Genomic DNA, 21,177 nt, shown 5'->3' on the forward strand with positions numbered 1-21,177 from the left:
GACGCGAGCTCGAAGCCCCTGCGGATGTCCGCTCGAGCGACCTCGCTCCGGGGTGGGTCGTGGCTCGACCGCGCTCGATCTGCTCGGGTCGGGCCCGTGCGGCGCCCATGTGGGACTCTCGATGACCAATCGGCTCCGACCCCTCTGTTTTCCATCACGGAACGCGCGCGCTCCGGAGACAGTCACGGGCATGAAGCGCTCCTCGTCGATCGTGCAGGCTGCCCTCGTCCTCCTCGCGTGCGCCTGCGGTGACGGAGGTGATGTCGGCGGCCAGGGCGGGCAGGGGGGCCAGGCGAGCGGAGGTCCGTCCACCGGCACGACAGGCGCCGGAGCAGGCTCGTCCGCCAGCACGCCGGGCTCCGGCGCAGGCCCGTCCGCCAGCACCACGGGCGCTGGCGGCGGCCTCGGCCCCCACGTCCCTGAGCCGAGCACGCCGACGCGCGGCGGGACGATGACGTTCACGAACATCGGCGCGCCCGGCTGGTGGCCCCGCCGCATCGACCGCGCGCCGGGCGACCCGGCGTGCGACTACAAGGACGGCGACGACACCTGGGGCGGGCACTGCTGCATGACGGAGCATCACACGACGAGCGACACGCTCGCCCCGTTCGATGAAGAGATGACCCTCATCATGAAGGCGATCCGCGTGAAGCAGCTCGCCGTCTACCAGCCCGGCAGCGACCCGGCCGCATGGCAGATGGTCTCGTCGTGGGACGCGAAGAACGGCGTGGGCTCCAACCTGCTCGTCACGGAAGGGCAGAACACGTCCGCCGACTTCACGGGCGACCTCACGAAGAAGGACTGCGTCACGTACTTCACCCAGGACAAGCCCTTTGCGTGCGGTGACGGCAAGGACTATTACTGTCCCGACGATCCGGGCATCATGCACCTCGGCTGGGCGGGCTCGAAGCTCGTGGTCTTCCTGGCGTCGATGACGTTCGACGACGCGGGCGTCGAGAAATGCGACGGTGGTGGGCAGGGCCATCCCGGCCCGTGGGTCGCGTTCGTCGCGTCCGAGCTCTTTCGCGACGGCGGCCGCAAGTGGAACGGGCTCTGCAACTGCTACTCGAAGACGGGCACCGTCGGCGACGGCTGCGGCGAGATCAACGTCTTCGAGGTCGTGATGGACAACAACGAGTACAGCAACCGCGAGTTCATGAGCACCGGTGTCCGCTCGTACCAGGAGGGGCACATCGGCGGCAGCGTCTGCGGGACCGGCTGTGATCGCGACGCGTTCGCCGAGGATGTCGAGGTGGTGGATGCGTGCGCGCAAAAGGCCTACGACAAGGGGCCTGTCATCGAGGCCGGCGGGCCCTCGGACGGCTGCCCGACGTGGCGCCGGCCCAGCGGCGATCGCTACTTCATGATCCTGCTCGATGAGGCGCAGCGCACGATCCAGGTCGCGGTCATCCACCCCGAGAGGATCCCCTCCGCCGCGGCCGAGATGCTCCCCGATCTGCCGGGCGGGCTCTCGCGCGGCTCGATCGACGCCATGCTCTCGATGCGCCTGCCCGAATGAGCTCCATGAAACCGAGGAACACGATGCACAATCTCCGTCAGCTTCCGGTGCGGTGGTTCGCCATCGCCGCGATCGCGTCCTTCGCCGGCGTGCCGGCGTGCTCTGGCAGCGACGACGAGGCACAGGCGTCGTCGGGGTCGAGCGGCGCCGGCGCGGGCAGCGCGAGCAGCAGCGGCGCAGCGAGCTCCGGCGGCGCCGGCGCGGGCAGCGCGAGCAGCGGCAGCGCAGCAAGCAGCGGCGCGGCAAGCTCGAGCGGCAGCGGCGCGGCAAGCTCGAGCGGCAGCGGCGCGGCAAGCTCGAGCGGCAGCGGCGCGGCAAGCTCGAGCGGCAGCGGCGCGGCAAGCTCGAGCGGCAGCGGCGGCCCTGCGCCGGCGGGCTGCAAGCGCGGCCTCGCGTATGGCTATCACTCGAAGGCGGACATGGATGTCCTCTCCCCGGCGGTGTCCTGGTGGTACAACTGGACTCATGTGCCGGACGAGGGGGTCCGGCCCGATTATTACAAGACGCTCGGCGTCGAGTACGTACCGATGGTGTGGGGCGGGGGCAACCTCGACAGCGCCGCCGCCGGTCGCATCGCCTCCGAGATCCCCGAGGGGGCGAGGTTCCTGCTCGGGTTCAACGAGCCGAACTTCGGGGCGCAGGCCGACCTCTCCGCGGCCGAGGCCGCGGCGCTGTGGCCGCACGTCGAGGCGGTGGCCGACGCGCGCGGCCTCGCGCTCGTGTCGCCGGCCGTGAACTTCTGCGGCGGCGATTGCCAGGAGACCGATCCCTTCAAGTACCTGGACGACTTCTTCGCCGCGTGCAGCGGGTGCCGGGTCGATTACATCGGCATCCACATCTACACCGGCTGCAAGGGAGAAGGCGACAACCAGGCCCGGTGGCTCATCAACCACGTCGAGACGTACAAGTCACGGTTCGACAAGCCCCTCTGGCTCACGGAGTTCGCCTGCGACAGCGCGGGATCCCTCGCCGAGCAGAAGGAGTTCCTCGTCGACGCGCTGGCGTACCTCGAGAACGAGCCCCGGATCGCGAGGTACGCGTGGTTCTCGGGCCGCGCCGACAACGTCCGGCACGCCAGCTTGCTCGGCGACGACGGCGAGCTCAACGAGCTCGGTCAGGCCTACGTCAGCGCGCCGCACCACGCGTGCGCAGCCTCGACGGAGTGAGCGAGACGCGGCGGGCAGGCCGGTCGCCTGCGCGCTCTCCCGCCGTGGCCACCGCCCCGCGGCGCCCTGGACCCGCCGCCGCTCGCCCCCCGGGCGGCGTCGGCGCGGCAGGCCCGCGCCGCAACGCAGTTTGTGATTGACGCCGACAATGTGAGCGTTCACATTCGGCGCTCCGAAACTTCTTTTGCCTTCCCCTGGATGGGCCGCCACGCGCACCGGGCCTTGTGTCCTTCTGCGCGTTCACCTTGACGGTCGCGCCGTGGCTCCGGACGAGGCGCATGCCGGGGGAAAGGAGGAGCAGCAGCTGGGCTCGGCTGGGATGACATCAGGGCGCACTCCAAGCGCGGAGCATCTGGCAACCACCTGTCCGCCGATCTCGCCGTTCTCCGTCGTGGGCCTCGAGTGAGCGCTTCGCGCAGACGTAACGCAACCAGAGGGGCATCGTGCACCACGAAAAGAAGGCCGTCAGTCGCTTCCATGTCTTCTGTTGGCTCTCGAGCGTCGCGATGCTGGCGTGCGGCGACGAGAGCGGCGACGCGGCACAAGCTGCGGGCGCGGGCAGCTCGAGCGTGTCAGCCGCCAGCGGGGCGTCGACCGGCGCCACCGCTGGGTCAAGCAGCGCTTCCGGCGGCACGAGCAGCGGCGAAGCATCCAGCAGCGGCGGAGCGACCGCCGGCGCCGGTGGAGCGGGCTCGGGTGGAGCGGGCTCGGGTGGAACGGGCGGCGCGGGCGGCGCCGGGACAGGCGGCGCCGGCGGGGGCGGAGGTGGAGGCGACGCGGTGAAGTCCGCAGGCTGCGGCAAGACGCGCACGCTCCAGAACGGCGCTGGCACCGTGCAGAGCGGCGGGAAGAGCCGCAAGTACGCCCTGCGCGTCCCCGACGATTACGACAGCGGCCACCCGTACCGGCTCATTCTCTCTTTCCACGGCGCCACGGGCAACAGCGGCCAGGTTGCGCCCTCGTATTTCGGGCTCTGGTCGCTCTCCGAAGGGAGCACCATCTTCATCGCGCCCGACGCTGTCGACGGGTTCTGGTCAGCTGACGATGTGACCTTCGTCGACGACATCCTCGAGCAGGTCAAGGGCGATCTCTGCATCGACACCTCGCGCATCGAGCTCGAAGGCTTCAGCCAGGGGGGTGCCATGGCGTGGACGCTGGCCTGCGCGCGTCCGGACGTTTACCGCGCCGCGGTGGTCCACTCCGGCGGCGGTCTCCCCAGGCCGGCGAGCTGTCAGCCGGTCGCCTTCATGTCCTCGCTCGGTCAGCAGGAGAGCGGCGGAGCCGGACAAACCTCCAACAGCGATTTCTTTGCCAAGCAAAATGGATGCATGGTGGAGGCCCTGGCCAAGGCGCCCAGAGGTGGCCACGCCTGCTCGGACTACAAGGGCTGCTCCGCGGGGCACCCCACCCGCTGGTGTGATTACGACGGTGGTCATACCCCGTCGCCGAACGACGCCGGGAAGCAGATGTCGTGGATGCCCGAGGAAGTGTGGGCGTTCCTGAGTCAGTTCTAGAATATCGATCGTGTTGAAGCCCGGAGAGAATTCACAGGGAGGCGAGGAGGCGGGGAGGAAGAAAAAAGAATCTCTCCTTCTCGCCGTCTCTCGCTCCCCGCCTCCTCGCCTCCCTGTGAATTCTCTGCTTGGTCTCAGGGTTTCAACCCGTTTGTCGCTCTGGAGTGCGCGAAACAAAGCGGTGCTCGCTCGCGTGCCAGGCTGTCGTTGATAGGGAGTCTCTGTACGATGGACCAGTTCAAAAGTCACGTCCTCGGGCTCGCGTCGCTCTCGCTGGCGCTGCTCGTTGCGCTGCCTGCGCGCGGGGCATCGCTGCAAAAAGTCAACCAGAGCGAATGGGGCGCGGACGGCCTGCCCAGCTACGTCAACATGTACATCTACGTGCCTGACAAGCTGGCGACCAGACCGCCCATCGTCGTCGCTCCCCATCATTGCCAGGGAAGTGGCCAGGGGACGTTCAGCGAGATGTCGAGCCTGGTTTCCATCGCGAACACCAGCGGCTTCATCATGATCTTCCCGGAGGCCACCGGGCAGAACTGCTGGGACGCGGGATCGACGCGATCGCTCAACCACGGCGGCGGCGGCGACACGGGGGCCATCGTCCAGATGGTGAAATACACGCTCGCGAAGTACGGGGGCGACGCGGGCCGCGTGTACTCGGTCGGCGGGTCATCGGGCGGCATCATGACCGAGGCGCTGCTCGGCGTGTATCCTGACGTGTTCATGGCCGGCGTCTCGCTCATGGGCGTTCCGTGCGGCTGCTGGGCCGAGGGCTACAACGATGTCACCGGGACGGGGAGCTCGGCCCAGTGGAGCGGGCCCTGCGGGGGCGGCAACGTCACGAAGACCGGGCAGCAGTGGGGAGACCTCGTTCGTTCGTACTATCCCGGCTACACCGGCCATCGCCCGCGCCTGCAGCACTGGCATGGCACCGCCGACACGATCCTCAGCTACAAGAACATGGCTGAAGACGTCAAAGAGTGGACGAACGTCCTGGGGTTGAGCGAAACCCCGAGCGGGACCGACACGCCGAAGCGCGGAACCACGCGCCAGTTCTGGAAGAGCTCCTGCGGCTACACGGTCTATGAGGCCTTCTCGATGGACGGCGTCGGGCACTCTGTGCCGTTCGACGGACCCGCCGTCGCCGCCTATTTCGGCCTCGACACGGCCGGTGGTCAGGATCCAGAGACGGCGGCTTGTCCCGGCGCTGTTCCCGGCGGCAGCGACACCGGAGGCGCGGGCGGCGCGGCCGGAACCGGAGGCGCGGGGGGCGAGCCCGGAGCCGGAGGCGCGGGGGGCGAGCCCGGAGCCGGAGGCGCGGGTGGCGCGGACGGCGCCGGAGGCGCGGGGGGCGAGCCCGGAACCGGAGGCGCGGGCGGGGTCATGGTAAGTGGCTCAGGCGGCAGCGCAGGCAGCGGCGGCGCGATGGACACCGCGTCCGGGGGGGCGAACGGACAGGACGCCAGCTCGGGAACCGGCGACTCGACAGCAGGAGACAGCTCCAGCTCCGGCTGCAGCTGCGCGGTGGGCAACGACGCGAGCGACTCTGGCGCCCAGGCGGGTTTGCTCCTCGCGGCGCTGGGGTTGCTGCTCGGTCGCCCGAAGCGCCGCCCGCGCTGAGCGCACAGGAAGACCCGCCGGCCGCATCGCATCGTGGTCTCACTTGCCGTAGGCCACCCGCCACACGGTGTTGCTCTGGTCGTCGGTCACCAGCAGCGCGCCGTCCCTGGCCACGGCGACGCCGACCGGACGACCCCACACGTCGCCGGTGCTCGTGACGAAGCCGGTCATGAAGTCTTCGTAATGACCCGCCGCCTTGCCGTCCTTGACCGGGATGCGGATCACCTTGTATCCGGTGCGCCGCGAGCGGTTCCACGAGCCGTGCTCCGCCGCGAAGATGTGTCCCTGGTAGTCGGCCGGGAACTGCTGGCCCGTGTAGAAGCAGAGGTCGAGGGAGGCCGAGTGCGACTGGATCAGCACGTCGGGCACGACGACCTTGTCCCGGAGCTCGGGGTGCTTGCCCTCGTGCCGCGGATCCTGATGCCCACCGAGGTAGTACCAGGGCCAGCCGTAGAAGCCGCCCTCGTGCACGCGCGTCACGTAATCGGGGACCAGGTTGTCGCCCAGCTCGTCGCGCTCGTTCACGCTGGTCCAGAGCGCGCCCGTCGCCGGCTCGATGGCCAGGCCGACCGGGTTGCGGATGCCTGACGCATGGAGCGCCTCGTTCTTGCCGTCGGGCGTGAAGGCCAGGATGCACGCGCGGCGGATCTCGTCGTCGTCGTCATCGACGTTGGAGCGGGAGCCCACGGACACGAACATTCGCTGGTTGTCCTTGCTGAAGACGATATCGCGGGTCCAGTGGCCGCCGCCGCCCACCGCCTCCCTGCCCGAGGGGATGTTGGTGACCAGCGCCTCGGCCGGGCCGCTGGCCCTGGTGTCGCCCGCCTTGTAAGGGAACCGCACCACGCTGTCGGTGTTCGCGATGTAGACGTGCGTCGGCGCCTCGGTCCCGCTCGGATAGAAGGCGATGCCGAAGGGGCGGTTCAGGTCCCCGGCGTAGACGCTGCGGAGGTCGGCCTTGCCGTCGCCGTCCGTGTCCCGGAGCACCTGCACCCGGTCCGCCGCGCTCTCGGCCACGAACACGTCGCCGTTCGGCGCCACCTGCACGACGCGCGGCTTCTCCAGGCCCGTGGCGAGCTCGGTGACGGTGAACCCCGACGGGACTTTGGGGAACACACCGGCTGGACGATCTGCCTTGCTCGGGCGGTTGCTCACCGACTCGCCCTCGTTGGGCGCGGGGAGGTCGGCGACGGTGATCTTGCGCTTCACGCCCGGCGCGTCCGTCGTCCAGTCGCCCAGCGCGTCCGCGCCGGTGAGGATCCTGTCGGTGGGCGCTGGCTGCGGTGTGACCTCGGCGCGCTTGGGCGAGCAGGAGGCCAGCGCGCCCGCGCCGGCGCCGACCAAGAGCACCTGAGCCACCCCGCGCCGGGCCCACGGGCGACCTGAGATTCGGTTGTGCATGGACTCGGGTTGCCATTCGGCTGCTCCTCTGTCCACCGCTCCACCGCTCCGCTGGACCGATGAGCCCGCCGATCTCCTCGCCGCTCGCCACGAGCCGACGGGGAGCGCCCCTCCATCCAGCCCCGGCATCCAGCCCCGGCATCCAACCCCGGCGGCCGCCCCGGCGGTCGGCTACCTACCAGTCCGCCTCGATCACCCCTCCGGTGTACTGCGTGCTGGTCGGCGTGTACTGGTGCACCTCGAACTTGTTGCCGTCGGGGTCCGCCAGCCAGATCTGGTACGTGTTGTCGCAGCCGAGCTTCTTCTCGGTGAACGGGACGCCGCGGCTCTTCAGCGTCGCCATCACGGCGTCCATGTCGTCGGTCTCCAGGCAGAAGTGCGCGATCCCGGTATTGACCACCTCGCCGAGGTTCCGGTCCTCGAACATCTCCACATAGTTGCCGTCGGCGATCTCGAGGTAAGCGCCGAACGGCGCGCCTTCGCGGGTGAAGCTGAATTTTGTGGCGAACCCGAGCTTGCCGTAGAAGTCGACCGAGCGCTGCAGATCTCTCACGTTGAGACAGACGTGCGCGATGCGTTTGAACATGGGGAGGGCCTCCGCGACGGCGCCGGGGTAGGGGAGCGGCGCGCGCGGCCCAGGATACCCCACCCGGAGGCCCCGGCGCGACGGTAGGCCCAGGCCGCGGGTGCGCCTTCGTGCAAACGGTGCGCCCCCCGCCTCCGGCGCGTGCCCGCGCGCCGTGAAAACGAGGGGTGCACGCGTCAGGCACGCCGGCTGCTTCATGGCCGGGCGTCACGACCGGAGCCCTCGAGGTCGCGCCGCGGAGGCGCGGGCGCGCCGGGGCTCACGCGAACAACGAGGTCGCTATGCATAACCTACGACGACTCTGGCTGGCGCTCGCCGCCGTCATCACCGCTGGCTTCTTGATACTCGGCTTCATGGGTCGGGAGGTGTACCGCAAGGCCCCGCCGATCCCGGAGCGGGTCGAGACGCCGTCCGGCCGGGTGCTGCTCACGAAGGACGACATCCTGGACGGGCAGCTCGTCTATCAGAGCATCGGCGGACAGCAGGTCGGCAGCGTCTGGGGGCACGGCGCTTACCAGGCGCCGGACTGGTCGGCCGACTGGCTCCATCGCGAGGCCGAGGCGCAGCTCGCGCTCTGGAGCGAGCGAGAGCACGGCGCGGCGTTCGCGGCGCTCCCGGACGAGGCGCAGGCCGCGCTCAAGGCGCGGCTCCAGCGGACGATGCGCCACAACGGCTACGACGCCGCGACCGGCGCGCTCACCGTCTCCGAGGATCGCGCGCTGGCGATCGAGCAGACCGCCGCGCACTACCGCGCGCTCTTCGGCGACGAGCCGAGCCTCACCGGCCTGCGCGAGAGCTACGCGCTGCACACGGGCGCGGTCCCCGACGCCGGGCGGCGCGACAAGCTGACGGCGTTCTTCTTCTGGACCTCGTGGGCCACGGCCGCGGAGCGCCCTGGCACCGGCGCCAGCTACACCAACAACTGGCCTCATGAGCCGCTCGTCGGAAACGTCCCCACGGCCGCCAACGTGATCTGGTCGATCGTGAGCGTCGTGCTCCTGCTCGCCGGGATCGGCGCGCTCGTCTGGTACCACGCGTTCCGCCGCAGCGAGGAGCCGGCCGTCGCCGCGCCGGCGCGCGACCCGCTCTCGGGGTGGGTGCTCACCCCGTCGATGCGGGCCGTCGGGAAGTACTGCCTCGTCGTCGTCGCGCTGCTCGTGCTCCAGGTCGCGCTCGGCGCCCTGACCGCGCACTACACGGTGGAAGGACACGAGGTCTTCGGCCTGCCGGTCGCGGACTACCTGCCGTACGCGGTGACGCGCACCTGGCACGTCCAGCTCGGTGTCTTCTGGATCGCGACCGCGTTCCTCGCGGCGGGGCTGTTCCTCGCGCCGGCGGTGGGCGGGCGAGAGCCGAGGGGGCAGCGGCTCGGCGTGAACGTCCTCTTCGGGGCGCTCGTCCTCGTTGTCTTCGGCTCGCTCGCCGGAGAGTGGCTGTCGGTGAAGCAGCGCTTCGCGCTCGAGCACTCGTTCTGGTTCGGGCACCAGGGGTACGAGTACGTCGACCTCGGCCGCGCCTTCCAGATAGCGCTCTTCGGCGGCCTCGCGCTCTGGCTCTTCCTGATGCTGCGCGCGCTCTGGCCCGCGCTCTCGCGGCGCGACATGAGCCGGCACATCGTGCTGCTCTTCACCGGCGCGACGGTGGCGATCGGGATGTTCTACGGCGTGGGGCTGTTCTACGGCGCGAAGACGCACCTGTCGGTCATGGAGTACTGGCGCTGGTGGGTCGTCCACCTGTGGGTCGAGGGGTTCATGGAGGTGTTCGCCACCGCGGCGATCGCGTTCCTGTTCACCCGGTTCGGGCTCGTGCGGCCCGACAGCGCGGCGCGGGCCGCGCTCCTGTCCACCTGCATCTTCCTCGTCTCGGGCATCCCCGGCACGTTCCACCACCTCTACTTCAGCGGCACGCCGGTCTCGGTGATGGCCGTCGGCGCGAGCTTCAGCGCCCTGGAGGTCGTGCCGCTCGTCCTCGTGGGGATGGAGGCGCACGAGACCTGGCAGATGCAGCACCGGAGCGCGTGGATGCAGGCCTATCGCTGGCCCATCCAGTTCTTCGTCGCCGTCGCGTTCTGGAACTTCGTGGGCGCCGGGGTGTTCGGCTTCCTCATCAACCCGCCGATCGCCCTCTATTACATGCAGGGCCTCAACACGACCCCGGTGCACGCGCACGCCGCCCTGTTCGGCGTCTACGGGCTGTTGTCCCTCGGCCTCGTGCTGGTGATGCTCCGCCGCCTGCGCCCCGACGCGGTGTGGAACGAGGCGCGGCTCCGGGTGGCGTTCTGGGGGATGAACGGCGGTCTCGGCCTCATGATCCTCCTGAGCCTCCTGCCGATCGGGCTGGCGCAGGCGTGGGCCAGCGTCGAGCGCGGGCTGTGGTACGCGCGGAGCGCGGAGTTCCTGCAGCAGCCCGTCCTCGAGGCGCTGCGCTGGATGCGGCTCGTCGGAGACACCCTGTTCATCGTCGGTGTCCTGGCCTTCGTGGGGTTCGTCGCGGGGCTCTTCACCCGCCGGCCGGCGGGCGCCGCCTCGGCGAAGCCCGCCCCCGAAGGTGAGGCGGCAGGGATGGCCGCGCCGGCGGCCTGAGCACGGCGGCGCGCGGCGCGATCTCGGCGCTACTTCAGGATCGGGTCGCAGTTCGTGAACTTGAACGACGTCATCATCGTGAACACCGCGCTGCCGCTGCGGCGCTCCGCGTAGAAGAAGTCGAGCGGATACTCCTTGCCGACCTCGATGCCGAGCTCCTCGGCCTTCGCGTCGAGCTCGAGGAGCGCCGAGGTCGGGGCGTGGAGCCCGCCCATGTCGATCGCGAGGCGCCTGTTGATGAACACCCAGAGGTCGTCGTCGCCGTTGAAGAAGAAGACGCCGCCGCGCTGGTAGTCGAACGTCATGTGGAGCTCGTACGTGAAGCCGAAGTTGTGGATGTTCCCCTCGTTGCCCCACCCCCGATCGTCGATGGGGAAGAACTGGTCTCCCGCGAAGACCCCGAGGCCGCTTTCGCTCACCTGGAGCGGGACGTCGTACCGGAACGATACGTTGACCGTGGGGTCGTCGTGATACCACTGATAAAATGCCTCGGGCCCGGTCGTGTGCGCCGTGCCGCCCTCATGGGCATAGACCGGCTTGTCGTCGGGGCCGAGCTCGGGCTCGACGATGCCTTTCAGGCCGTCGCCCGCGAACCACTCGAAGTCGGGGTGCCCGCCGTCCGAGCTCCATGCCTTGAAGTCGCGCACCACCCCCGTGAGCTTCGGCTCGCAACGCCCGTCCCCGCCGGCGCCGGTGGCGCCTCGGGGAGGGCCGCCGCCAGCGCCGGGATCGAGCATCCCGGGATCATCACCGCCGGCGCCGGACGAGGACGAGGACGAGGCGGGCGACGATGACGTCGTGGCGCCGAGGTCGCGACCGATGACGGCGATCTCGGTGGTGCACCCCGCGAGCGCCGTGCCCGTCGAGAGGAGGACGGCCAGGCATCGCGGGGTGTCCGCGCGGGCGGCCGCCGTGGGCTGGGCTGGCTTCATCGAGATCGTCTCCTGTCGCATGGATGCCTCCGAGCTCGCCGGTCCTCCAGGCAAGCTCATGTGAACACGCCGTTTCGAGGGGGGCGTCGCGCTCGCGTGGCCGCGATCGCCTCACGGACGCGCTGCACGGGGCCTCAGCTCCAGTGCGCGGTCAACTCGAGGTGATCGTCGTTGTCGCCGCCGCCGGAGATGATGCGCTGGCGGACGTGGTCGGCGCCGCCGATCACGAGGAGCTGCTCGCAGGAGCCGATGACCTCGGTCCACATGTTCTCGTCGAAGCCTTCGCAGCCGATCCAGAGCGCGCGGGTGAAGCCGCGGCGGGATTCGAGGACACGGACGTGGCCGGCGGAATAGTAGTTGGAGAAGACGCGCTGGCTGAGGGAGAAGAGGGTGGAAGGGGAGATGAGCCCGGCGATGACCTTGTAGATGCCGCTCATGTCGTCGTGCGTGCACTGGCGGCCAATCTGGTGGATGAGCTCTTTGCCTTCTCCGCTGGTGCGCCGGATGGCCTGGAACAGGTCCTTGTACCAGGCGATCGGGTACCAGCCGGTGGAGACGAGGCTGCCGTAGCGGATGCCGTCGCGCAGCGGTTCACACATCTCATCCAGGCTGAGCTTCTGGGCAGGCTCGCCGCGCAGCTTGCCAAAGCTCGCCACCACGGAGCGAAACGCCACCCCCTTGACCTTCGGTTCGTCGGTCATCCCATCGCGCGAGCGCGCTCGGCAGTGAGGGTACATCAACCCGCGGGGGTAGGCCACATGGTTGCCCTCCGCACCGGTATTGAAGCGTGCAATCGCCTCCTACATGGCGCCGCCCGAACCGCGCGAGTTCGTCGAGCTCCCCAGCGCAGGGCCGGTGGCCCTGCCTCTGACGGCGTGAGCAGGTCGTCCTGCCCGCGGCGGCCTCAGGGGCCCTCGGCGTCGAAGATCGCGTCGACGTACCGCAGCGTCGTCTCGCGCCGGCGGCGCGCGCGCTCGGCCGAGTCCTCCTCCACGAGCACCTCGTCGGGCTTCACGCGGAAGAGCGGCTGGCCCTTCTGCACGATCGTCCCCTCGCCGCCGTCGATGAGCACCTCCTCGACGGTGCCGGAGCACGGCGCGAGCACCTTGTTGAACATCTTCATGACCTCGATCACGTAGAGCGGGTCACCGGCGGCGAAATGGCTGCCCTTCGTCACGAGCGGGGGCCGGTCCGGCGCCTCCTGCGCGTAGAACATGCCGCCGGTGACCGCGACGATCTCGTTGGCCCGCATGGCGGGCGGCGGCGCGAGCACCTTGCGCATGCGGGCCGAGAGCTCGCGATCGAGCAGGCGCTCGGGGATGGCGACCGTGCCGTCCTCCCGCGCGCGGAGCTCGAAGAAGCGCGCGGCGTCCCCCGCGAGGACCAGCGCGTCGAGCAGCTCCAGGCCCGCCTGGAAGCCGAGGTGCGCGCCGCGGACCCGCCGCCAGAGCTCGGCGTCGTCGCCGTGAGGCGCGGTGTCCCGGGACAGGTGCGCTCGCAGCTCGGGCCACGGAGGCGCGCCGCCCGCCTGGCCCATCCGCTCGCCGACGCGCCGGTAGAAGCCGAGCGCCCGCGAGAGCACCTCCTGGTCGTGATCCCAGATCACGTGGGCCGCGGGCGCCTGCGGCTGAGGCGTCATGTTGAGCAGCCAGTACGTGTCCGCGAGCACCTCGATCGGGTTCTTGAGCCAGCGCACCCGCCCCGACCGGATCTCGAACGACCCCATGTTCCGGCTGAGCCACGCCGACAGGAGGTGCGGCTCCGCGCAGATCTTCTCCACGGGACGGCGCACCAGCGTGTCCTTCAGCGCGAAGACCTTCTTCAACGCTCCTCCGCCGGTCGCCTCCGCGGCCCCGGCCCGCGCCGCGAGGCGGCGCTCGTGACGGGCGCCGAGCTCGGCCCACATCGCGTCGAAATCGAGCCCCCCGAGCTCCACCGCGAGCAGGCCGACCTGCGTGAGGTACGGGACAACGAAGCCCGTCGTCGGCTTCGCCCACACGCTCCGCGCGAGGAACCAGTGCACGAGCCCGTAATGAAACAGGAGGTTCGTGTGGAGATCGCTGCCGCGCAGCGTGGTCGTGCGCAGGATCTCGCAGATCCGCTGGTAGGCCTCCTCGCGCGAGGCGCCGTAGGTCACGAGGAGCGCGATGTTGCTGTCGTAGGCGCCGGCGACCCGGTAATGCATGAACACCCCCGTGTCGGGGTTCTTCACGCAGATGCCCTGATCGTCGCGGATCTCGTGCGGGTGCGGATCGCTCCAGGACACGATGATGCCGGCCGCGTGGGGCTCCAGCGCGCCGTTCGTGGCGTTGAGGCGCGCCTCCACCGCGGACCCTTCCCGCCGGACGCGGATCGGCCGGGGCAGCCGCTCCCCGTGGCGCGCGAGGAGGACCATGCACTCGACGAGCGAGGTCACCTCGAACGCGTCGGCCGGATCGGCCGGGTTCTCGAAGCGGAGGGCATAACAGAGCTCCGACACCCGGTGCTCGACCTGGATACGGGTGTTGACCTCCATGAAGTAGTGATGATCCCCCTCGACGATGCACTCGAACGTCGAGGCCGAGTTCAGCCCGACCGCCTGCCCGAACCGCTCCGCCTCGGCCTCCATCCGGGCGAGCGACGCGCGCTCGCGCTCGAGCGACGCCGCGCGCGGCGCCTCGCCGGCCGCGCGCGCCCGCTCGATCGCCTCGAGCAGCCCCTCCTGCGTCATCGCCACCTCGAGCAGCTTCTGCTCGTGCATCTGCAGCGAGCAGTCGCGCCCGCCCAGCGCGACGCACCACGCGCCGTTGCCGACGAGCTGGATCTCGTTGTGCCGCGTCTCCTCGACGTTGAGCTCGAGCAGGATGTTCTTGTTGTCGCCGACGCCCGCGGCCTTCACCTCCGCGAGGATCTCCCGCGCCAGCGCGGGGACCTCGGCCGCGCGCGCCCGCGCCGCGGCCTCGAGGGGCGCCGCGTCGGGCGCGACGCCCGCGAGGAGCCGCTGCCCCTTGCCGCCGCCGCCGCCGATGGCCTTGAGCCGGATCCGCCGCCCCGGGTGGCGAGCGAGCAGCTCGGCCGCGCCCCGCTCGAGCTCCTCGCAGAGCTCGTCGGTCGTGTAGAGATCCACGCGCCGCGCGTACGCCGCCGCGAGCAGGGCGTCCGCCGCCTCGGCGAGCGGGATCCCGTCGGCGAGCCGCGCGCCCGCGGCGCCCGGGCCGAGCAGCCCGCGGTCCGCCGCGGCCGCGCGCAGCGCCGCGTGATCGGGCCACTTGCGGAGCACGATCCGCCGGGTCGCGTCGTCGATGCCGGGCGTCACGCTGACCGCGGCCGCGAGCGCCGTCCGCTTCGCCTCGTCCTTGAGCCCGGCGGCGCGCTGCACCGACGAGCGCGGGCCGATGAAGACGAGCCCCGCCTCCTCGAGCGTGCGCACGAACTCCTCGTCTTCGGCCATGAAGCCGTAGCCCGCGAACACGTGCGTGTAGCCGCCGGCCCGGGCGATCGCGACGATCTCCTGCATCAGCTTGACGCGCTCGTCCTTGGTGGCGCCGGTATAGTCCTTCACGCGGTGCACGTGCGCCGGGTGGATGCAGCGCAGCTCCGGCGCCAGGGCGTGCGTGTAGACGATCGAGTCCTTCTCCGACAGGAGGATGCCGTAATGCTCGATCCCCATCTGGGCGAAGACATCCATCGCCTCTTTCCGGATCGGGCCCCGGCAGACGATCAGCGGCCGCACGTCGTCGGCCGCGAACGAGCGCGCCCACGCCGAGCTCGAGCGGCCGAGCCTGCGGTCGCGCACCACCCTCGGGTTGCGGTCGTAACCTCGCCTGGTCTCGAATCCATCCATGATCAATGGAACTCCCGCTGAACACCGGTGAACGGCCCTGGCTGGTAGTGCCGCAGCAGGAACTCGAGGTTCTCTGCGATCACCGCGCGGAGCTCGCGCGGCATCACGAGCCGCGAGATGGAGCCCAGGCTGAGCCCCTCGCGCGGGTTCATGAGCTCCCGCTCGTACCGCGCGCCGAACTCGGCCTCTCTCGCCTTCAGCCACGCCGCCGCCTCGTCGCGGGCCTCCGCCTTCGCCTTCGCCTCGTCGAGGCCGCGGGCGAGCCGCTCCTTGACGCCGGCCTTCTCCCTGGCGCTCGCCTGCGCGCGCACCTTGCGGAGCTCGTCCTTGTAGACGAACTCCTTGCCGGCGGGGCCCATCACCGCGACGCGGGTCGTGGGGAGCGCGAGCACGACGTCCGCGCCGGTCGCGTAGTTGTTGAACGAGGCATAGGCGCCGCCGAACGCGTTGCGCACGAGCAGCAGGATGCGCGGGGTGCGCACGTCGATGATCGCGTCGAGCATGGCCCGGCCGGCCTGCACGATGCCCATCGCCTCTTGCTCCCTGCCCGGGAGGAACCCTGTGGTGTCCTCCATGAAGAGGAGCGGGATGTTGTAGAGGTTGCAGAAGCGAATGAATCGAGCGTTCTTGTAAGCGGCCGCCACGTCGATCTGGCCCGACGCGACAGCGCTGTTGTTCGCCACGAAGCCGACGACGCGCCCGCCGATCCGCCCGAACGCGGTGATCGTGTTGCGCGCGCGCTGCGGCTGCACCTCGAAGTAGTCGCCGTGATCGCAGATGCGCTGGATGATGATGTTGATGTCGAGCGGCGTGTTGTAGCCCGTCGGCGACGAGATCGTCCTGCGGAGGAGCGTGTCGATCTCGGTCGTCTCCCGGCCCACCGGATCGCTCGTCCGCTGGAAAGGCGCGCTCTCGCGGTTGTTGCTCGGCAGGTAACCGAGCAGCCGGACGGTGGTGCGCAGCGCGCCCACCTCGTCTGGCACCGTGAGATCGGCCACCCCCGAGGCGCCGTGGACGCGCGGGCCGCCGAGGTCGTCGGGCGAGACCACCTCGCCGAGGACCGATTTGACGACCGCCGCCCCGGTCAGGCCGAAGAACGTGCCGCCCGGCTGGATGACGAAGCTGCCCTGCCGGGGCAGGTAGGAGCCGCCGCCCGCGTTGAACCCGAACATGCACATGATGCTCGGGACCACGCCGCTGATCTTGCGCAGCGCCGCGAACGCCTCGGCGTAGCCGTCGAGCCCGCCGACGCCCGCGGGGACGTAGGCGCCGGCGCTGTCGTTGAGGCCGATGAGCGGGATGCCCCGCTCTCCCGCGAGCTGGAACAGCCGCGCGAGCTTGCGGCCGTTCGTCGCGTCCATCGACCCGGCGCGGATCGTGAAATCGTGGCCGTACAGCGCCACGTCGCGGCTGCCGACGCGCAGGATCGCGGTGACCAGCGAGGCGCCGTCCAGGTTGGGCCCCCAGTTCTCGAAGACGACGCGCGGCGGCTCGGGCGTGAGCACCCGGATGCGCTCCCAGATCGTCATCCGGCCTTTGCTGTGCTGCCGGATGATGTTCTCCGGGCCCGCGGCGACATAGGGGCGCCTGCGCAGCTCCTCGGCCTCCCGGAGCGCCGCGTCGTACGCCGAGGCAGGCGCGGCCGGCGCCCCGGATCCCTCGTCGAGCGGATCGTCGAGCGAGGGGACGAGGGCGGAGGGCTTCACGGCGACATCGTTGTGATCAAGAGGGCTCATGGACGGGCGAGGCGCTCTATATCACGGCAGGATCCGGGGACGCACCTCGCGCGCCCGGGCCGAGCGTCGTGCCGCGCCCCGGCGCCGGCGTGTGGGGCGCGGCACGGGGCTCCCCGCGGCGATGCCGGGTCGCCGCGGCCACCTCGACCGGCTCGCGCGGCGCTCTCCCGCCTGGACGCGGCGAGTCATGCGTGGCTGAGCCCGGCGCTCGTCAGGGGGAATCCGCGCGCGAGACGGCAGGATCGCCGAACACATAGCGGCGCTGCTTGGCCGCCGCGAGGAGGTCGGCGCGGTGATCGGGGTGGGCGATCTCGATGAGCGCCAGCGCGCGCTGCCGGATGTTCCGGCCCCAGAGATCCGCGACGCCGTGCTCCGTCACCACGTAGTGCACGTCCCCGCGGCTCGTCACGATGCCGGCGCCCTGCTCGAACGCCGGCTGGATCCGGCTGATCGTGCCGTCCTTCGCGGTGGACCGGAGCGCGATGATCGGCTTGCCGCCCGCGCTCCGCGCCGCGCCCCGGATGAAGTCGACCTGCCCCCCGATCCCGGAGAAGAAGCGGCCCATCAGCGTGTCGGCGGCGACCTGGCCCGTCAGATCGACGGCGAGGGCCGCGTTGATCGCGATCATCCTGTCGTTCCTCGCGATCGTCAGCGGATCGTTGGTGAAGGCGGACCCGCGCATCTCGATGACGGGGTTTTCGTGGGCCCAGGCGTAGAGGGCGCGGCTGCCGAGGAGGAACGAGGTCACGAGCTTCCCCGGCAGGAGGGTCTTCCTGCGGTTCGTGATGACGCCGCGCTGGACGAGATCCATCACGCCATCGGAGAGCATCTCGGTGTGCACGCCGAGGTCGCTCCTGCCTCCCAGGGCGGCGAGCACGGCGTTCGGGATCTTGCCGATGCCGGTCTGGAGCGTCGCGCCGTCGGGCACGAGCGTCGCCACGTTGCGGCCGATGGCGCGGTCGACATCGTCGAGCGGCTCGATCGCGCGCTCGGGGAGCTCGCGGTCCACCGGGACGAGGTGGGTTATCCGATCCACGTGCAAGAACGAGTCTCCGTGGGTGCGGGGCATCCGCGGGTTGACCTCGGCGAGGACCAGATCCGCCGAGTCGACGGCGGCGCGGACGATATCGACGGAGACGCCGAGGCTGACGAAGCCGTGGGCGTCCGGGGGGCTCACCTGGATGAGGGCCACATCGATGCCCACCCGGCCCGAGAGGATCAGGCTCGGGATCTCGGAGAGGAAGACCGGCATGAAGTCGGCGCGCCCCTCGTGGATCGCCTCGCGGACGTTCTGGCCGATGAAGAACGCCGTGTGGCGGAACCGCCGCTCGAGGCCGGGGCGGACATACGGCGCGGGGCCCTCGGTCATCAGGTGGACGATCTCGTTGCCGGCGAGGTGGTCGCCGGACTGAACCATCGCGTTCACGAGATCGGTCGGCTCCGCGGCGCCCGAGCCGACGAGGATGCGCCGCCCCGGGGGGATCGCGCGGATGGCCTCCTCGGCCGTCTTGATCTTGTCGCCGAAGCGCGATCGCCAGTCCGTGATCGTCTGCTGCATCGTGTGCCTTCTTCCGGTGTTCTCGGGGGATGAACGGAGCGCGTTCGCCGTCGGGGCGGGCGATGGCCGGCCGCGCCGTCATGCGGGTCGAGCCTCGGGTCAGGAGATCTCTTTCTCGGTGAGCAGCGCGGCCAGCACGGCGAGCGCGTCGGTCGTCGTGAAGACGCCGACGACCTGCGCGCTGTCCAGCACCACCGCCGATCCATACTTGTGCTCGGCCATCTCGCGGACCACCTCGGAGAGCGGCGCGCTCGGCGCGACGGCGTAGGGGCACGGCGACATGGCCTCGCTGACGACGAGCTCATCCCCCTCTTGCTCCTTGAGCGTCTCTATCCAGTAGATGTCCCGCTCGGAGAGGATGCCGACCAGCCGGCCGCCGCTCAGCACCGGCAAATGCCGGATGCGATGTCCGCGCATGAGCGCGCGGGCGAGGCCGACCTTCTGATCCGCGCCGATCGAGTGGGGGCTCCGGGTCATGCAGTCCTGGATGCGAATGGTCGAAGAGCTCATAAGGCCTCCCCTGGCGCTGGACGTCCGCGATGATCGATTCGAGCTGATCGGACCGGCGCCCTTCGATCGAGCTCGGTTTGCCACGATGGGCCACGAGGCGGGTTTGCAAGATGCGGACCGCCTGGATCGGCGTTCGCGCTACGACACGCAGCGGGCGTGCGGCGCGTACGCTTCATCGGCGAGCCATCTCCTCAGGCCCGCTTGCGCGCCGACGGGATCAGGTACCCGCAGCACCGCCCGAACCACCGCAGCACGTCGAGCGACGACAGGATGCCGACGACCTTGCCGTCGTCCGAGACGACCGGCAGCCGGTGCACGCCCTCGTAGGCCATGAGCGACGCGGCCTGCCGGATGCTGGCGCTCTCGTGCAGCTGCACCACGACGGGCGTCATCACGTCGCGCGCGGTGACCCTGACGGGCTCGTAGACATGAAAGCCCTGGCTCATGTCGAGCGGCGCGACCTCGCCCGACCGCGAGGCCACCCGCCGCGACTCCTCGGTGTCGCCGCGCTCCTCTGCTGCACGGAGCACGTCGGCCCGCGACACCATGCCGACCGGCTTGCCCGCCGCGTCCACGACCGGCATCCCGCTGATCTCGTGGCGGACGAGCAGGGCCGTGATGTCGTCGAGGGAGACCTCCGATCGGATGCAGATGACGTCCTTGGTCATGATGTCGGCGAGCGGCGCCTCCGGGTTCACGGCCACGTCGACGCCCGCGCTGCGCAGCGGATCCGCGTCCTCCGTGCCCGGCGCCGCGTGGCTGGCATGGCAGACGACCGACGTCGTGCGCGAGCTCTTGTCGAAGTGCAGCGCATGGAAGCGACGGCACGACTCGCACTCTCGCGCCGTCATCGAGCGCTCCCGCAACGGACAGTAGACGGTCGCCACGACCGATTCCTCGCCGTCGTCTCCAACGATGTGCGCGCTGCGGATCGTGTGGTGCCGGAGCTGGTGCTCTCCGCCGGTAGGTCCAAGGGTTGTCATCGTCGTCTCCCGTTCGCCTCTGCGTCCTTCGCTCGAGGTGCGCCGTGGGATGAGCACCGTTCGTGCCACGCACGCGAGATCCCCGGCGGGCGGCGGCGGCCCTGGTACGCCGCGGTCACGCCTGCGCCTCCGCGCGCCGTTTGCGCCGCGGCGCAAACGGCCGCGGGCTGCCTCGCGAGGCGCCCGCCCCCAGCGCTCGCGGCGAGAGGAGCTCGCTCTCGGCTCGCGCGGAGCGTCCAGGTCGCGGGAAGAGCCCTGCTCGCGCGAGGGAGCCAGCGCGCGCGAACCCCTCCTCTCCGGCCCCCGGAACGCCTGGCATGCGGCGTGCTGAGTGTTGAGCAGACGGGCAAACGGGCAGATAGGCAGATGGGTTGAGCGAGGCGACCGCAGGTCGGGGCCTCGCATGGAGGCTGAGGAGGCTGTCATGTCGAGCGCAAACGCAACGAATCGGTTCATCGTCGTCGTCGGGATCGACTTCTCGGAGCCGAGCAATCGCGCGCTTGATCAGGCGCTCGAGTCCGCTTGCTGTCGCGAGAACGCCGAGGTGCACGCCGTCTACGTCGAGCCCGAGAGCTGGGTCGGCATCGGGCTCTCGCGGGCGCCCATGGTGGCCACCAAGCCCGACGTGGCGCTCCAGCAGCTCCAGCAGCGCGCGAGCGAGCGCGTGAGCGCCATGGGCGACAAGCTCGACGGGGGGCGGCTGAAGCGCGTCGTCGTCCACTTCCGCCGCGGCGATGCGGCCGAGAACATCGCCCAGCTCGCCGCCGACCTGGACGCCGACCTCGTGGTCGTCGGCTCGCACGGCTACCGCGGGCTCGAACGGCTGCTCCTCGGCTCGGTCGCCGAGCGCGTCTCCCGGCTCGCGCGCTGCCCGGTGTGGATCGTCCGGCCGAAGGATCACGCGACCGCCGGCCGGGTCCCCGAGATCGAGCCGCCCTGCCCGGAGTGCGTGAAGCACCGGCAAGAGACGGGCGGCGCAGCGCTCTGGTGCGCGCGCCACGCGGAGCACCACGTCCGGCCGCACCGCTACTCGTATGCGACCAACGGGGTCTACGCGGCGTCGAGCGCGGCCTACCAGTCGACGCCCGAAGCGACGTGATCGCGAGGCGAGCTCGACGGGACCGCGCGCCTGTCAGGCACACGAGCGCTCGATACGCGCCCTGAGGACGCGAGGCGAGCGCGTGACGAACGAGGCTCCCATCCTCGTGCGTCGTGTTCTGTCCGCGCGCTCTCCGCGAGCGGCTCGG

The 21,177-nt window shown here is 70.5% G+C and carries 15 protein-coding genes and 1 pseudogene; 6 read left to right on the forward strand and 10 right to left on the reverse strand.

Going from position 1 to position 21,177, the window contains the following annotated elements:
* Positions 1-190: 190 nt before the first annotated feature.
* Complete coding sequence (locus WMF44_RS17790) at positions 191-1,519, forward strand: DUF2403 domain-containing lipoprotein (RefSeq protein ID WP_437300308.1); 1,329 nt, start codon at positions 191-193, stop codon at positions 1,517-1,519.
* A 37-nt stretch (positions 1,520-1,556) separates the two neighbouring features.
* On the opposite strand, the gene WMF44_RS17795 is transcribed toward WMF44_RS17790, so the two are convergent.
* A complete protein-coding gene (locus WMF44_RS17795; protein ID WP_437301714.1) occupies positions 1,557-1,901 on the reverse strand; it encodes a hypothetical protein in 345 nt (114 codons plus the stop codon).
* 16 nt (positions 1,902-1,917) lie between these two features.
* Here WMF44_RS17795 and WMF44_RS17800 point away from each other — a divergent pair.
* The 3 genes and pseudogenes from WMF44_RS17800 to WMF44_RS17810 form a co-directional block, all read left to right on the forward strand.
* Positions 1,918-2,685: pseudogene (locus tag WMF44_RS17800) on the forward strand (glycoside hydrolase family protein); the annotation flags it as partial.
* A 443-nt stretch (positions 2,686-3,128) separates the two neighbouring features.
* A complete protein-coding gene (locus tag WMF44_RS17805) occupies positions 3,129-4,199 on the forward strand; it encodes an alpha/beta hydrolase family esterase (protein ID WP_437300309.1) in 1,071 nt (356 codons plus the stop codon).
* Positions 4,200-4,427: 228 nt separating this feature from the next.
* Positions 4,428-5,819, forward strand: a complete 1,392-nt coding sequence (locus tag WMF44_RS17810) for an extracellular catalytic domain type 1 short-chain-length polyhydroxyalkanoate depolymerase (protein ID WP_437300310.1) — start codon at positions 4,428-4,430, stop codon at positions 5,817-5,819.
* Positions 5,820-5,858: 39 nt separating this feature from the next.
* On the opposite strand, the gene WMF44_RS17815 is transcribed toward WMF44_RS17810, so the two are convergent.
* Both WMF44_RS17815 and WMF44_RS17820 read right to left on the reverse strand, forming a co-directional pair.
* Positions 5,859-7,220 (reverse strand): PQQ-dependent sugar dehydrogenase, encoded by a 1,362-nt coding sequence (locus WMF44_RS17815; RefSeq protein ID WP_437300311.1) that lies wholly within the window; start codon positions 7,218-7,220, stop codon positions 5,859-5,861.
* A gap of 175 nt (positions 7,221-7,395) precedes the next feature.
* On the reverse strand, positions 7,396-7,806 hold the full coding sequence (locus WMF44_RS17820) for a VOC family protein (RefSeq protein ID WP_437300312.1): 411 nt from the start codon (positions 7,804-7,806) through the stop codon (positions 7,396-7,398).
* A gap of 281 nt (positions 7,807-8,087) precedes the next feature.
* Between WMF44_RS17820 and WMF44_RS17825 the strand changes: the two genes are divergently transcribed.
* A complete protein-coding gene (locus WMF44_RS17825) occupies positions 8,088-10,388 on the forward strand; it encodes a nitric-oxide reductase large subunit (RefSeq protein WP_437300313.1) in 2,301 nt (766 codons plus the stop codon).
* Positions 10,389-10,417: 29 nt separating this feature from the next.
* Here the strand turns inward: WMF44_RS17825 and WMF44_RS17830 are convergent, their stop codons facing one another.
* The 7 genes from WMF44_RS17830 to WMF44_RS17860 form a co-directional block, all read right to left on the reverse strand.
* A complete protein-coding gene (locus WMF44_RS17830; protein WP_437300314.1) occupies positions 10,418-11,341 on the reverse strand; it encodes a fibro-slime domain-containing protein in 924 nt (307 codons plus the stop codon).
* Between the two features lie 113 nt (positions 11,342-11,454).
* Positions 11,455-12,021: a hypothetical protein gene (locus tag WMF44_RS17835; RefSeq protein ID WP_437300315.1), complete on the reverse strand. Its 567-nt coding sequence runs from the start codon at positions 12,019-12,021 to the stop codon at positions 11,455-11,457.
* 203 nt (positions 12,022-12,224) lie between these two features.
* Positions 12,225-15,143, reverse strand: coding sequence for a biotin carboxylase N-terminal domain-containing protein (locus WMF44_RS17840; protein ID WP_437300316.1), 2,919 nt, complete (start codon positions 15,141-15,143; stop codon positions 12,225-12,227).
* A gap of 2 nt (positions 15,144-15,145) precedes the next feature.
* On the reverse strand, positions 15,146-16,879 hold the full coding sequence (locus tag WMF44_RS17845) for an acyl-CoA carboxylase subunit beta (protein ID WP_437300317.1): 1,734 nt from the start codon (positions 16,877-16,879) through the stop codon (positions 15,146-15,148).
* 211 nt (positions 16,880-17,090) lie between these two features.
* Positions 17,091-18,437 (reverse strand): acetyl-CoA hydrolase/transferase family protein, encoded by a 1,347-nt coding sequence (locus WMF44_RS17850; protein ID WP_437300318.1) that lies wholly within the window; start codon positions 18,435-18,437, stop codon positions 17,091-17,093.
* A 99-nt stretch (positions 18,438-18,536) separates the two neighbouring features.
* The gene (locus tag WMF44_RS17855; protein ID WP_437300319.1) at positions 18,537-18,947 is read right to left on the reverse strand and encodes a CBS domain-containing protein; all 411 of its coding nucleotides are present in this window, start codon (positions 18,945-18,947) and stop codon (positions 18,537-18,539) included.
* Between the two features lie 191 nt (positions 18,948-19,138).
* Positions 19,139-19,930: a CBS domain-containing protein gene (locus tag WMF44_RS17860; protein WP_437300320.1), complete on the reverse strand. Its 792-nt coding sequence runs from the start codon at positions 19,928-19,930 to the stop codon at positions 19,139-19,141.
* 424 nt (positions 19,931-20,354) lie between these two features.
* Between WMF44_RS17860 and WMF44_RS17865 the strand changes: the two genes are divergently transcribed.
* Positions 20,355-21,029, forward strand: a complete 675-nt coding sequence (locus tag WMF44_RS17865; protein WP_437300321.1) for a universal stress protein — start codon at positions 20,355-20,357, stop codon at positions 21,027-21,029.
* The last annotated feature ends 148 nt before the right edge of the window (positions 21,030-21,177 follow it).

It is taken from the genome of Sorangium sp. So ce426 (assembly GCF_051475585.1).
Classification (GTDB): Bacteria; Myxococcota_A; Polyangia; order Polyangiales; family Polyangiaceae; genus Sorangium; species Sorangium cellulosum_B.

Bases quoted from the DNA above. Each gene is read 5' to 3' on its own strand.
- WMF44_RS17790 (WP_437300308.1), top strand. From the start codon at position 191: ATGAAGCGCTCCTCGTCGATCGTGCAGGCTGCCCTCGTCCTCCTCGCG.
- WMF44_RS17810 (WP_437300310.1), top strand. From the start codon at position 4,428: ATGGACCAGTTCAAAAGTCACGTCCTCGGGCTCGCGTCGCTCTCGCTG.
- WMF44_RS17815 (WP_437300311.1), bottom strand. From the start codon at position 7,220: ATGCACAACCGAATCTCAGGTCGCCCGTGGGCCCGGCGCGGGGTGGCT.
- WMF44_RS17820 (WP_437300312.1), bottom strand. From the start codon at position 7,806: ATGTTCAAACGCATCGCGCACGTCTGTCTCAACGTGAGAGATCTGCAG.
- WMF44_RS17825 (WP_437300313.1), top strand. From the start codon at position 8,088: ATGCATAACCTACGACGACTCTGGCTGGCGCTCGCCGCCGTCATCACC.
- WMF44_RS17830 (WP_437300314.1), bottom strand. From the start codon at position 11,341: ATGCGACAGGAGACGATCTCGATGAAGCCAGCCCAGCCCACGGCGGCC.
- WMF44_RS17835 (WP_437300315.1), bottom strand. From the start codon at position 12,021: ATGACCGACGAACCGAAGGTCAAGGGGGTGGCGTTTCGCTCCGTGGTG.
- WMF44_RS17840 (WP_437300316.1), bottom strand. From the start codon at position 15,143: ATGGATGGATTCGAGACCAGGCGAGGTTACGACCGCAACCCGAGGGTG.
- WMF44_RS17845 (WP_437300317.1), bottom strand. From the start codon at position 16,879: ATGAGCCCTCTTGATCACAACGATGTCGCCGTGAAGCCCTCCGCCCTC.
- WMF44_RS17850 (WP_437300318.1), bottom strand. From the start codon at position 18,437: ATGCAGCAGACGATCACGGACTGGCGATCGCGCTTCGGCGACAAGATC.
- WMF44_RS17855 (WP_437300319.1), bottom strand. From the start codon at position 18,947: ATGAGCTCTTCGACCATTCGCATCCAGGACTGCATGACCCGGAGCCCC.
- WMF44_RS17860 (WP_437300320.1), bottom strand. From the start codon at position 19,930: ATGACAACCCTTGGACCTACCGGCGGAGAGCACCAGCTCCGGCACCAC.
- WMF44_RS17865 (WP_437300321.1), top strand. From the start codon at position 20,355: ATGTCGAGCGCAAACGCAACGAATCGGTTCATCGTCGTCGTCGGGATC.